The organism is Leifsonia tongyongensis, assembly GCF_010686705.1.
Classification (GTDB): domain Bacteria; phylum Actinomycetota; class Actinomycetes; order Actinomycetales; family Microbacteriaceae; genus Diaminobutyricibacter; species Diaminobutyricibacter tongyongensis.
In genome coordinates this window covers 1,430,613-1,442,681 of sequence record NZ_JAAGWY010000001.1, presented here as the reverse complement: position 1 = coordinate 1,442,681, position 12,069 = coordinate 1,430,613, and the positions used below count along the sequence as shown (strand labels likewise).

The window sequence follows — 12,069 nt, the reverse complement described above, 5'->3', positions numbered from 1 at the left end:
CCATCAGGGCTTCTTCTTCGTGTGCCGGCCCGCTAGCCACACCTGTCACACGATCTCCTGTATTACGAACGGCGCGCAGCGGCGTCAGCAGCTACAGCGGATGCGGTCAGCGTCGCGCGATGCGAGCATCCAGCCAAGCGGTCAGGTCGGCCATCACCTCGGCCTGGTTGGTCTCGTTGTAGATCTCGTGGCGCGCATCCGGATAGACGATCGTCGTCACATCCGTCAGCCCGGAACGCTCGCGGTACGCTCGCTCCAGTCTCCGCACGCTCCGCTCGCCGCCGACAGGGTCGCCGCCGCCCACCTGGAGGAGCAGCGGCAAGTCGCGGGCCAGGTGGCGTGCCGGCCGGCCGATGAGGCGCAGCGTGTCGGCTGGGCCGAACAGCTTCGCGAGCGGGACGGATGTGGTGAGCGGGTCGTCGAGGAACGCCTGGGCGACGGCGGGGTCGCGGCTGAGCCACTCCATCCCCGTCGTGCCGGTGTTCGCGTAGCGCTTGTTGAGGTCGCCGCTGTTGAGGTAACCGGGGATGCGGTATGCGCTGCCCGAGAGCACCGCGAGGTCATATTCGGCGGCGAACCTGTTGAGGATCAGCTGCACCATGAACGAGCCCCAGCTGTGCCCGAGGATGACGAGCGGAAGCCCCGGGTTCGCGGCGCGGATGATCCCGCTGAACTGGTGCACGGCAGCGGTGGCCGCGCGCAGACCGCCCGGGCCGAGGCGCCCGAGACGACTGCTGTCGCCACCCCACTGCTGCATGCCGGTGCGGCCATGCCCGCGGTGGTCGTCGGTGTAGACGGCGAACCCGTCGCCGTTGAGGTGTGCGGCCACGTGCGCGTAACGCTGGGCGTGTTCACCCACTCCGTGGGCGATCTGGACGACGGCGCGGGGGTTCGACACGGGCCAGACGTCATACGTGATGGCAATGCCGTGTTCGTCGGTGAAGGTGGGCACGCGCTCATTCTGTCGTATCGCGCCTGTTCGCGGCGAGCGACATCCCGACCGGTTTATTTAGCAAGACTAATTTGTTAGGCTAACGAATATGAGCAGCACCCCCGTCAGCACCATCGCTACCGATCGGCCGAAGCGCGTATCGACCCACGACCTCAGCACCGCCCTGCGCATCGGAGTCGCCCGGCTCGGACGCCGGCTGCGAGCAGAGAAAGCAGACGACGAGGTGAGCGACGCCCAGATCTCGGCACTCGCCCTCCTGGTGCGTGAAGGCGCCCACACGCTCGGGGAACTCAGCGAACGCGAACGTGTGACGCCGCCATCCATGAACCGCACCGTCAACTGCCTGGCCGACTCCGGATTCATCGTCCGCGTCGCCGACCCCGCCGACGGGCGCAAAGTCGTCGTGACGCCCACAGAGAAGGGGCGCGAACTGGTCGCAGAGACCCGGCGGCGACGCGACGCCTGGCTCTACCAGCGGCTGCGCACACTCACGCCGGAACAGCGCCGCACCCTGGCCGACGCCGCCGCGATCATGCGGGAGCTCGCCGACTCGTGAGTGCCATGTTCCGTTCGCTGAACGGCATCAACTATCGCATCTGGGCCGGAGGGGCGCTCGTGTCGAACGTCGGCACCTGGATGCAGCGCACCGCGCAGGACTGGATCGTCCTCACCCAGCTCACCCACAACAACGCCACCGCCGTCGGCTTCGTGATGGCACTCCAGTTCGGCCCGCAACTGCTTCTGCTCCCCGTCACCGGGTTCGCCGCGGATCACCTCGACCGCCGCAAGCTGCTGATGGCGACGCAGGGGATCATGGGGGCGCTCGGGCTCGGGCTCGGCATCCTGACCGTCACAGGCCAGGTGCAGCTCTGGCAGGTGTACGTCTTCGCGTTGCTGCTCGGCTGCGTCGCCGCGTTCGACGCTCCCGCGCGCCAGACCTTCGTGTCCGAACTCGTCGAAGGCCCCAACCTGTCGAACGCCGTCGCACTCAACTCGGCCTCGTTCAACGTCGCCCGCATGATCGGGCCGGCGGTCGCAGGGCTCATGGTCGCCGCGGTCGGCGCCGGCTGGGTGTTCCTCATCAACGCAGCCACGTTCGGGGCGGTGCTGCTCTCGCTGAAGTTCCTGCGCATCCGCGAACTGCACCCGGCGCCACGCGCGAGACGGACAAGGGGCGGGCTGGCCGAAGGCTTCCGCTACGTGTGGAAGCGGCCCGATATCAAGGTGATCCTCATCATGGTCTTCCTGATCGGGACGTTCGGCCTCAACTTCCCGATCTTCATCTCGACGATGTCAGTGAGCGTGTTCCACAAGGGGGCCGGCGAATTCGGGCTGCTGTCGTCGATCATGGCGATCGGGTCGGTCGTCGGCGCTCTCCTCTCGGCGCGGCGGGAACGGCCGCGCGTCGCCCTGCTCTTCGCGGGGGCCGCGTTCTTCGGCGCGGGTTGCGCCATCGCCGCCCTGATGCCGAACTACTGGCTTTTCGCCGTCGCGCTCGTCGCAGTGGGAATCGCATCGCAGACCCTGATGACGACGGCGAACGGCGTCGTGCAGATGACGACAGAACCGAAACTGCGCGGCCGGGTGATGGCGATCTACATGGCGATCTTCATGGGCGGAACCCCGATCGGAGCACCCGTCGTCGGGTGGGTGGCGGATGCGTTCGGCCCGCGCTGGGCGCTCGGCGTCGCTGCAGCATCCGGATTCGCGGCCGCACTGGTCGGCGTGTTCTACCTGATCAAATACCGCAACCTGCGGGTGGAGTTCCGCTCGTGGCGCCTGCAGTTCGTCCTCGGCGATCGCGAGGACGTGGAAGAGGCGCTCGGCGCAGGCGAGGCGGCGGCGCAACGCGCCTGAGCCGGCTGCCCGGGGCGCGCCCCGGGCGCCGCGTGTTGCGCTGCCGAGTGCCGTGCGGCCACGTGCCCTGCCGCCGAGAGTCCCCGTTGCGGGCGAGTGTGCCCGGCAGAGCAGACGTTCTCGGCCGGAACGGGCACTCTCGGCGGCGCGGCGCTGCGCGGCGCGCGGAGCGGCGGCGGCGGAGCGGAGCCGCGCGGGGCGCGGAGCGGAGCCGCGCGGCGCGGCGGCGGAGCGGAGCCGCGCGGGGCGCGGAGCGGCACGCGCTTACGCTCGCGTGCTCGCCCGCACGACCAGCTCGGGCTGGTACACCACCTGCCGCGGCTTGAGCTCGGCGTCGCCGGCTTCGTCGAGCAGCAACTGCACCGCGGTCGCGCCGATGAGCGCGCTGGGCTGCCGAATGGACGAGAACGGCACAACGGCGGCACTCGCGAAGTCGATGTCGTCGTAGCCGATGAGCGCGACCTCGTCAGGGACGCGGACGGTCCCGCGCATGAACAGCGCCTGGAGGAGCCCGGTCGCGATGAGGTCGTTGGCCGCGAACAGCGCGTCGGGACGCTCGTCGTGCGCACGTGCGACGATCGACTCCCCGGCAAGGCGGCCTTCGACGACACTCAGCGCCGACACCGGGATCACTTCGAGGGAGACGCCTTCGTGGCGCGCGACGGCAGCCCGCGCCCCTTCGAGCCGGTCGGCGACCTGCCGGATCTCGAACGGCCCCCCGACGAACGCGATGCGCCGCCGGCCCGTCTCGATCAGGTGCTCGACGGCGAGCGCGCCGCCGGCGACGTCGTCGACGGAGACGGAGCTGAAGGAGGTGTCGGCGCTGGTCCGGTCGACGAGCACGGCGCGGATACCGCGGTCCCTCAGCCGGCGGAGTCGAGGCTCGATATCGCCGAACGGTGAGATCAGGACCCCGCGAACACGCTGCTCTTCGAAGAGGTCGAGGTAGGCGGATTCGCGTTCGGCTTTCTCGTCGCTGTTGCCGAGGATGATCGAATATCCGGCCGCGGACGCCTGGTCTTCCGCGCCACGCGCCAGATCGGTGAAGAACGGGTTGCCCACGTCGAGGATGACCAGCCCGATCGCCCGGCTGTGGCCGGCCCGGAGCTGACGGGCGGCGTCATTGCGCACGAAACCGAGCTTCTGGATCGCGAGCTGCACGCGGCTGACGGTGTCGTCCGCCACCTTGTCAGGGCGATTCAGGACGTTCGACACGGTCCCGACGGAGACTCCTGCAAGGGCGGCGACGTCTCGGACGCTGACCGACGGCATGTCGCTCTCCTCGAGATCGAAGGTGGATGTACGGCGATTCTTGCACGTCTGCCTGATGAATCGTTCAATTTGTTATCGGGTACCGGCGAGCGGGCGGCTGGCTCCGCGCATCCGCTGACCGACGACGACCGGATCGGAGCCAATTTCCCAGCTTGACCCGAGTGCGTGCGTCGGTTTAGAGTGCTCCCGATCCTGATATTTGAACGTTTCATTTGAACGCCCTCTGGAGTCTGGAGACCCCTGTGACGAGCAGGCCTGGAAGCGCATCCCGGCGCGTGTGCTTCACCATGCGCCTCAAGCCCGGCCGCGTCGGCGACTACCTCGCCGCGCACGAGACCGTGTGGCCCGAGATGCTCGAGGCGCTGCGCGAGACCGGATGGTCGAACTATTCGCTCTTCGTCGACAGGCCGAATGCGCTGGTCGTCGGCTACCTCGAAACGGACGACTTCGAGCGCGCGGTCGCCGCCATGGCGGCGCGACCCGTCAACGCTCGCTGGCAGGCCGGTATGGCCGAGTTCTTCGCCGACGACGTCGAGCCCGACCGCACGATGGTGCAGCTCACCGAGTACTTCCACCTCGACTGAGCGCCCTTGCCCGCCGCTTCCCGCGGCTTCCCGCCCCCTTCCCGCCGCTTCCCGCCGAGAGTCGCCGTTCTCGCCGAAAATCACTGGTGTGCCGAGTCATCTGGGCGCGCCGGGTGATTCTCGGCGGGGCGGGGGCACGTGCGGACGGGCTGACGCGGGTCAGTGGGTGCGGACGGGGCGCGGCGCGTAGCGCAGCGGGTGGTGGGCGCGGATGACGAGGCCGCGCAACGATTCCAGGTCGCCGTCGACGAGGCCTTGTGCCCGCGCCTGGACGAGGACGTTGCCGATGGCGGTGGCTTCGACCGGGCCGGCCAGCACGGGCAGTCCGCTGCGGTCGGCGGTGAGCTGGCAGAGCAGCCGGTTGCGCGCGCCGCCGCCGACGATGTGCACGGTGTCGATGCTGCGCCCGGAAAGGTCGGCGGCCGTCCGGACGGCGGAGGCGAACGCATCCGCGAGGCTTTCGACGATGCTTCGCACATACTCCACCGGGTTGCTCGGGGCGGCGAGACCGCGCTCGGCGCACCAGTCGGCGATGCGGGCGGGCACGTCGCCCGGCGCGAGGAACCGGGGATCGTTCGCGTCGAAGACAGGCACGCGGTCGGCGTGTGCCTCGGCGCGATCGAGCAGGTCGACCAGTTCGACATCGAGGCCCTGGGACTGCCAGGTGCGGATCGATTCGCTCAGCAGCCACAGTCCCATGACGTTGTGGAGGAAGCGTACCCGCCCATCCACACCGCCCTCGTTGGTGAAGTTCGCCGCCCGCGCGTCGTCGGTGAGCACAGGGCTTTCGAGCTCGACACCGACGAGTCCCCAGGTCCCGCACGAGATGTAGGCGGCCGTCTCCGCGTGCATGGGCACGGCGACGACGGCGGATGCGGTGTCGTGCGATCCGACGGTCGTGACGCGCGGCCCGTAGCCACTGACCTGAAGCTCCGCCCGGAGGCTCGGCGCGAGCGGGCCGACGATCGTCCCCGGCTCGACGACGGGCCGGAACAGGCTTCGCGGCAGTTCGAGGGCGTCGATCAGGCCGGTGTTCCAGCCGCCGTCGGGTGTCAGGAGGCCGGTGGTCGACGCGTTGGTGCGCTCGGCGACCTGCTCGCCGCTCAGCCAGTAGGTGAACAGGTCGGGGATGAGCAGGAGGGCATCCGCGTCGTCGAGCCGCCCGGCGGAACGGTCGACGGCGAGCTGGTAGAGGGAGTTGAACGGCAGGTACTGCAGACCGTTCTGGCGATAGAGGTCGGCCGCACCGACGCGCGCGTGGACGAGGTCCGTGCCCGCGAGCGCGCGCTCGTCGCGGTAGTGGTACGGGATCGTGCCGAGCACGCCGTTTCGCAGCAATCCGTAGTCGACGGCCCACGCATCGACGCCGACGCTGACGAGGCCCGGCTCGGCACGAAGTGCGGCACCGAGTCCTTCGGTGACATTGCGGTACAGCTCGACGACGTTCCAGTGCAGGGCGGCGCGGTCGCCCTCCCACAAGCGCACCGGGATGTTCGGAAAGCGCGCCGCCTCCTCGAGTTCGAGCGTGTTCGGCCCGACCCGCCCGATCATCACGCGCCCACTGGTCGCCCCCAGGTCGACCGCCGCGACCGCGCCCGCGCCCTGCCCCGCGCCCGCGCCGCCGGCGCTCATGCGCGACCCATCTCGCCGAGAGTCACCGTTCCGGCCGAGATGCCCCGGCACAGCAGTGACACTCGGCCGTCGCGGTGACACTCGGCGGAAGAGCGCTCGGCGCGGGGCTGGGTGGCGGGGCAGCCGGCGGGGCGACTCATCGCAGGAAGGCGGCGGCTACGCCCGCATCGACGGGGATGTGCAGGCCGGTGGTGTGGTCGAGGTCGGACGAGCAGAGCACGAACACTGCGTTGGCGACATGCTCGGGCAGCACCTCGCGCTTGAGCAGCGTGCGCTGCGCGTAGTACTTGCCGAGCTCCTCTTCGGGCACCCCGTAGACGGCCGCGCGCTTGGCGCCCCAGCCGCCGGCGAAGATCCCGGAGCCGCGGACGACGCCGTCGGGGTTGATGCCGTTCACGCGCACACCGTACTCGCCGAGTTCGGCCGCGAGCAACCGCACCTGGTGCGCCTGGTCGGCTTTGGTCGCCGAGTATGCGATGTTGTTCGGCCCCGCGAAGACGGAGTTCTTCGACGAGATGTAGACGATGTCGCCGCCGAGCTTCTGGTCGATCAGCACCTTCGCCGCAGCCCGTGACACGAGGAACGAGCCCTTGGCCATCACGTTGTGCTGCAGGTCCCAGTCCGCGACGGTCGTCTCCAGCAGCGACTTCGACAGCGACAGCCCGGCGTTGTTCACGACCAGGTCGAGGCCTCCGAAGGCGAGCAGTGCCGCATCCACCGCCTGCTGGACCGCCGACTCGTCGGTGACGTTCGCCTCCACGCCGATCGCGACATCCGTCGACCCGAGTTCGGATGCGGTCGCCTGCGCCTTATCCAGGTCGAGGTCGGCGATGACGACGCACGCTCCCTCGGCGGCGAGTCGCGTCGCGATCGCCTTGCCGATTCCGGATGCCGCCCCGGTCACCAGCGCGACCCGCCCCTGCAGCGCCTTCGGCTTGGGCATCCGCTGCAGCTTGGCCTCTTCGAGCGCCCAGTACTCGATGCGGAACTTCTCCGCCTCGTCGATCGGCGCATAGTGCGAGATCGACTCGGCACCGCGCATCACGTTGATCGCGTTGATGTAGAACTCGCCCGCCACCCGGGCGGTCTGCTTGTTCGCCCCGTAGGAGAACATGCCGACGCCGGGGATGAGGATGATCGCCGGGTCCGCTCCGCGCATCGCCGGCGGCTCCTCGCCACGCGCTCGTGCGGCAGCCGCGCCGCGCTCGTAATAGGAGGTGTAGTCGGCCCGGTACGCTTCGTGCAGCTCTTCGAGCCGCGCGACGGAGTCCTCGACCGTCGCCGTCGCGGGCAGGTCGAGGACGAGCGGCTTCACCTTGGTGCGAAGGAAGTGGTCGGGGCAGCTCGTGCCGAGGGCGGCGAGCCGCGGATGCTCGGAGCTGGCCAGGAAATCGGTGACGACCTCGGCATCCGTGAAATGGCCGACCTGCGCGCGGTCGGTCGACGCGATCGCCCGCAGGTGCGGGGCGAGCGCTGCCGCCTTCGCGTAGCGCTCCTCGCTGGGCAGCGGACCGTAGCCGGCGAGGTCCTCACCGAACGGGTGGGTACGCCCGTGCTCGGCGATGTATTCCTCGGCCGTGCGGATGATCCACAGCGAGTTCGCTTCTGCCTCGTCCGACGTGTCTCCCCACGCGGTGATGCCGTGGCCGCCGAGGATCGCACCGATCGCCGCCGGGTTGTCCCGCTTGATCGCCGCGATGTCGAGGCCGAGCTGGAACCCGGGGCGACGCCACGGCACCCACACCACCTTGTCGCCGAAGATCTCCGGGGTCAGCGCTTCACCGTCGACGGCGGTCGCGATCGCGATGCCGGAATCCGGATGCAGGTGGTCGACGTGCGCCGCATCCACCAGTCCGTGCATGGCCGTGTCGATCGACGGCGCCGCACCACCCTTGCCATGCAGCGTGTAATCGAACGCCGCCACCATCTCGTCTTCGCGGTCGACGCCCGGATACACATCGACCAGTGCACGCAGTCGGTCGAGCCGCAGCACGGCCAGCCCCGCCTCGGTCAGGGTTCCGAGGTCTCCCCCGGAGCCCTTCACCCAGAGCAGCTCGACCGGCTCCCCCGTGACAGGGTCGGTCTCCGTGCCCTTCGCGGACGTGTTGCCGCCGGCGTAGTTGGTGTTGCGCGGGTCGGCTCCGAGCCGGTTCGACCGGGCGATCAGTTCAGATGGAGTGCTCATCATGCACCCCACCCTGCCTGGGTACCGCCCACGCGGTCCGCTTCGATCTTCTCCTGGTAGCCGCTGAGCGCATACGCGGTCATGGGGTCGCCGTCGAGGCCGCGCGACTCCCGCCATTCGGCGAGCGCCGGGCGGACATCCGTGTAGAACGCGTCCATCAGGATGCCGTTGGCGCCGAGCACGTCACCGGCCTCCTGGGCGGCGGCGAGGGCGTTCCGGTCGACGAGCAGAGCCCGCGCCGTCATCTCCTGCACGTTCAGCACGCTGCGGATCTGGCCGGGGATCTTCTTCTCGATGTTGTGGCACTGGTCGAGCATGAAGGCGACCTCCGGGTTGTTCAGCCCACCACCGCGGATGACCTCGAAGATGATGCGGAACAGCTGGAACGGGTCGGCCGCCCCCACGATCAGGTCGTCGTCGGCGTAGAACCGCGAGTTGAAGTCGAACGAGCCGAGCTTCCCGAGCCGCAGCAGCTGCGCGACGATGAACTCGATGTTCGTCCCCGGCGCGTGGTGGCCGGTGTCGAGGCAGACGAACGCCCGGTCGCCGAGCGCCACCGTGTGCGCGTAGCTGGTCCCCCAGTCCGGAACATCCGTGTGATAGAACGCCGGCTCGAAGAACTTGTACTCCAGGACGAGCCGCTGGTCCGCGCCGATCCGCGCGTAGATCTTCGCAAGCGAATCGGCGAGGCGATCCTGCCGGGCACGGATGTCGTCCTGGCCCGGATAGTTCGTTCCGTCAGCGAGCCAGATCTTCAGGTCGCGCGACCCGGTCTCGTTCATCACGTCGATGCACGCGAAATGATGGTCGATCGCCTTCTGCCGGATCTTCGGGTCACTGTGCGTGACCGAACCCAGCTTGTAGTCGTCGTCCTGGAACGTGTTCGAGTTGATCGTGCCCAGCGTCACCCCGTTGTCCTCCGCATGCTTGCGGAGATCGGCGAACGAATCGACGAGGTCCCAGGGGATGTGCAGAGCGACCGACGGCGCGAGCCCGGTGTAGGTGTTCACCTGGGCCGCATCCGAGATCTTCTCGAACGGGTCGCGCGGCGTACCCGGCGACCCGAAGACCTTGAACCGGGTACCCGAGTTGCCGAACGCCCACGACGGGAGCTCGATCGCCTGCGCAGCGAGGGCGGATGAGATATCGGTCAGGTCAGTCATGTCATCATTCATTTCTTGTTGCGTGCGAATCGGGCACCGGGCTCGATGGCTAGCGGGTGGCTCCGACCGGGGCCGGGAGGGAGGCCGTGGCCGACACGTGGCCGGCCCCGATGGCCCGGTCGTCCTGCCCCGGAAGGCGAAGCACGCCGGTGACGCCGGCGGGAACATCCGCTTCGACCGTGAACCGGTCGCCGGATACGCTCCACGAGACGGCGATGCGACCCTGCGGGATCTCGAGTGTCGTCTCCGCCTCCGTCAGGCCGCCGCCCGGCTGGGGAGCGATCAGCACCTCGGAATAGCCAGGGGCGAGCGGCGCGATGCCGCCCACCACCCGGTGCATCCAGTCGGCCACCGCGCCCAGGGCGTAGTGGTTGAACGAGGTCATCTCGCCGGGGTTGATCGTGCCGTCGGGGAGCATCGAGTCCCAGCGCTCCCACACCGTGGTCGCACCCATCGTCACCGGGTACAGCCAGGACGGGCACTCCTTCTCGAGGAGCAGCTTGTAGGCGTCGTCCAGGTGGCCGGTCGTCGTCAGAGCATCCGTGATGAACGGAGTGCCTGCGAATCCGGTCGAGATGCGGTAGCCGGCAGCCGCGGAGAGCTCGGCCAGGCGGTTGCCGGCGATGACCTCATCCGCCTCGCTGAGCAGGCCGAACACGATCGCGAGGGCGTAAACCGTCGTGCAGTCGCTCTTCACGACGCCGTCGGTCACGTACTCGCGGTTGAAGGCCTCGTACAGGTCGGCGGCGATCCGCTCGAACTCTGCCTGCTCGGCGCTGCGGCCGAGCAGTGCCGCGGTCTCGGCGACGATGCGCGCGGAGTGGTAGGCGCACGCCGTGGCCACGACACCCTTGTCGGCCTTCGCTTCGGCCGGATGCTCCGGCGGCGCATCCGGGTCGAGCCAGTCGCCGAACTGGAAGTTGCCGTCCCAGACTCCGGAGGGCGAGAGCAGTGACTTCACCCGGCGAACGTGGCTGGCCATCGAGCCGAACTGCTGGTTCAGCACACCCGTGTCTCCGTAGGCGTGGTAGAGAGTCCACGGCACCCAGACGGCCGCGTCGCTCCAGATCGCGGTCGAATCCGCCGGCCCGAACTCGGTCGGACGATCGCGGTCGACGTACTTGAGCACGTCAGGGATCACGAACCCGACGATCCCGTCGTGGTGCTGCTGCTCCAGGTCGAGGTCGCGCAGCCAGTCGCTCAGGAACGAGTCGACGTTGTAGAGGAATGCGGCGGTCGGTGCGAAAGCCGCGATGTCGCCGGTCCAGCCGAGGCGTTCGTCACGCTGGGGGCAGTCGGTCGGGACGTCGACGAAGTTGCCTCGCATTCCCCACACCACGTTCTCGTGGAACTGGTTCAGCAGCGGGTCGGAGGTGCGGAACGTGCCGATTCGCTCGAGCTCCGAACCGATCGCGACCGCCGTGAGGTCTTCCGGCTTCAGCTCGCCCGGCCATCCGGTGATCTCCGCATAGCGGAACCCGTGGAACGTGAACGTCGGTTCGAACACATCGTCACCGCCGCTCAGGATGTAGCGGTCGGTCGCCAGCGCGGAGCGCAGCGGGCGCGTACCCAGCTCGCCATGCTCGAGGACCTCGGCGTGCTTGATCGAGACCTCGCTGCCCTCCGGCCCCTTCACCGAGACGCGAATCCAGCCGACCAGATTCTGGCCGAAGTCGATCAGCGTCTTGCCCGACGGCGAGGTCGTGATCTCGCGGACCGGGAGCGCCGCCCACCGGGAGACGCGCGGGCCGACATAGGGGGCCAGCTTCGCTGTGTCGAAGTCGAGCGCATGCACGCCGGTCCAGGCGTCGGATGCGAACCCGGGACGCAGCCACGAGTCGTCACGCCGGCGGGCGTCGATCGTCTCGCCGTCGTACAGGTCGTTCGCGAGCACCGGGCTCGGTCCGGCTGCCCAGCTCTCGTCGGTCACGACGACCTGGGTCGACCCGTCTTCGAACGTGACCTCGAGCTGCGCGAAGGCGCCGAGCTCGTCGCCGTAGAACGAGCCGCGACCCGTCCAGCCGAGGCGGCCGCGGAACCAGCCGTTGCCGAGCGCGAGCCCGAGGACGCTGGTCGCGTCGAGAAGTTTGGTGACGTCGTAGGTCGCGTACCGGAGGCGCCATTCGTAGCTGCTCCAACCGGGCGTGAGCAGGTCGTCGGAGACCCGGCTGCCGTTCAGCCAGGCCTCCACGACGCCCTGGGCGCTGAGGTTCAGGGTCGCGCTCGTGACAGCGCCGTGGCCCTCCTCGAGGGCGAACTCGCTGCGCAGCAGCGGTGCCCCGTTGAAGTCGTCGTCGGCGGCGATCATGCGGGCTTGCCAGTTCATTCGTGTGTCTCCAGTGTGTTTCGGTCGTACTCGGTCAGCGGCCGCGGCGAGCGCGGCCACCCGTTTCGTATGTCGGAGGTTGGGGGCTTCGAGAGTTC

At 68.9% G+C, this 12,069-nt stretch carries 9 protein-coding genes; 3 read left to right on the top strand and 6 right to left on the bottom strand.

Features of this window, described 5'->3' with window-relative positions; genetic code table 11:
* Positions 1 to 106 precede the first annotated feature (106 nt).
* Positions 107 to 952 carry an alpha/beta fold hydrolase gene (locus G3T36_RS06970; protein ID WP_163288801.1) on the bottom strand — a complete coding sequence of 282 codons (846 nt, stop codon included), beginning with the start codon at positions 950 to 952 and terminating at the stop codon, positions 107 to 109.
* Positions 953 to 1,040: 88 nt separating this feature from the next.
* Here G3T36_RS06970 and G3T36_RS06965 point away from each other — a divergent pair, with 88 nt between their 5' ends.
* Both G3T36_RS06965 and G3T36_RS06960 read left to right on the top strand, forming a co-directional pair.
* Positions 1,041 to 1,508 (top strand): MarR family winged helix-turn-helix transcriptional regulator, encoded by a 468-nt coding sequence (locus G3T36_RS06965; protein ID WP_163288800.1) that lies wholly within the window; start codon positions 1,041 to 1,043, stop codon positions 1,506 to 1,508.
* Between the two features lie 5 nt (positions 1,509 to 1,513).
* The gene (locus G3T36_RS06960; protein ID WP_163289133.1) at positions 1,514 to 2,809 is read left to right on the top strand and encodes an MFS transporter; all 1,296 of its coding nucleotides are present in this window, start codon (positions 1,514 to 1,516) and stop codon (positions 2,807 to 2,809) included.
* Positions 2,810 to 3,073: 264 nt separating this feature from the next.
* Here G3T36_RS06960 and G3T36_RS06955 read toward each other — a convergent pair whose 3' ends face one another.
* Entirely contained in the window at positions 3,074 to 4,081 is a 1,008-nt protein-coding gene (locus G3T36_RS06955; protein ID WP_163288799.1) for a LacI family DNA-binding transcriptional regulator, read from the bottom strand.
* Positions 4,082 to 4,323: 242 nt separating this feature from the next.
* Between G3T36_RS06955 and G3T36_RS06950 the strand changes: the two genes are divergently transcribed.
* Positions 4,324 to 4,665 carry an L-rhamnose mutarotase gene (locus G3T36_RS06950; RefSeq protein ID WP_338031491.1) on the top strand — a complete coding sequence of 114 codons (342 nt, stop codon included), beginning with the start codon at positions 4,324 to 4,326 and terminating at the stop codon, positions 4,663 to 4,665.
* A gap of 159 nt (positions 4,666 to 4,824) precedes the next feature.
* Here G3T36_RS06950 and G3T36_RS06945 read toward each other — a convergent pair whose 3' ends face one another.
* The 4 genes from G3T36_RS06945 to G3T36_RS06930 form a co-directional block, all read right to left on the bottom strand.
* The gene (locus tag G3T36_RS06945; RefSeq protein WP_163288798.1) at positions 4,825 to 6,297 is read right to left on the bottom strand and encodes a rhamnulokinase; all 1,473 of its coding nucleotides are present in this window, start codon (positions 6,295 to 6,297) and stop codon (positions 4,825 to 4,827) included.
* Between the two features lie 136 nt (positions 6,298 to 6,433).
* On the bottom strand, positions 6,434 to 8,482 hold the full coding sequence (locus G3T36_RS06940; RefSeq protein ID WP_163288797.1) for a bifunctional aldolase/short-chain dehydrogenase: 2,049 nt from the start codon (positions 8,480 to 8,482) through the stop codon (positions 6,434 to 6,436).
* On the bottom strand, positions 8,482 to 9,645 hold the full coding sequence (rhaI, locus tag G3T36_RS06935) for an L-rhamnose isomerase (RefSeq protein ID WP_163288796.1): 1,164 nt from the start codon (positions 9,643 to 9,645) through the stop codon (positions 8,482 to 8,484). The genes G3T36_RS06940 and rhaI overlap by 1 nt, the downstream gene beginning before the upstream one ends.
* A 49-nt stretch (positions 9,646 to 9,694) precedes the next feature.
* Positions 9,695 to 11,971 (bottom strand): alpha-L-rhamnosidase, encoded by a 2,277-nt coding sequence (locus G3T36_RS06930; RefSeq protein ID WP_240148260.1) that lies wholly within the window; start codon positions 11,969 to 11,971, stop codon positions 9,695 to 9,697.
* Positions 11,972 to 12,069: the final 98 nt, after the last annotated feature.

What these genes read in the sequence shown, in the direction of transcription:
- G3T36_RS06965 (WP_163288800.1), top strand. Translation starts at nt 1,041, where the DNA reads ATGAGCAGCACCCCCGTCAGCACCATCGCTACCGATCGGCCGAAGCGC.
- G3T36_RS06960 (WP_163289133.1), top strand. Translation starts at nt 1,514, where the DNA reads ATGTTCCGTTCGCTGAACGGCATCAACTATCGCATCTGGGCCGGAGGG.
- G3T36_RS06955 (WP_163288799.1), bottom strand. Translation starts at nt 4,081, where the DNA reads ATGCCGTCGGTCAGCGTCCGAGACGTCGCCGCCCTTGCAGGAGTCTCC.
- G3T36_RS06945 (WP_163288798.1), bottom strand. Translation starts at nt 6,297, where the DNA reads ATGAGCGCCGGCGGCGCGGGCGCGGGGCAGGGCGCGGGCGCGGTCGCG.
- G3T36_RS06940 (WP_163288797.1), bottom strand. Translation starts at nt 8,482, where the DNA reads ATGAGCACTCCATCTGAACTGATCGCCCGGTCGAACCGGCTCGGAGCC.
- rhaI (WP_163288796.1), bottom strand. Translation starts at nt 9,645, where the DNA reads ATGACTGACCTGACCGATATCTCATCCGCCCTCGCTGCGCAGGCGATC.
- G3T36_RS06930 (WP_240148260.1), bottom strand. Translation starts at nt 11,971, where the DNA reads ATGAACTGGCAAGCCCGCATGATCGCCGCCGACGACGACTTCAACGGG.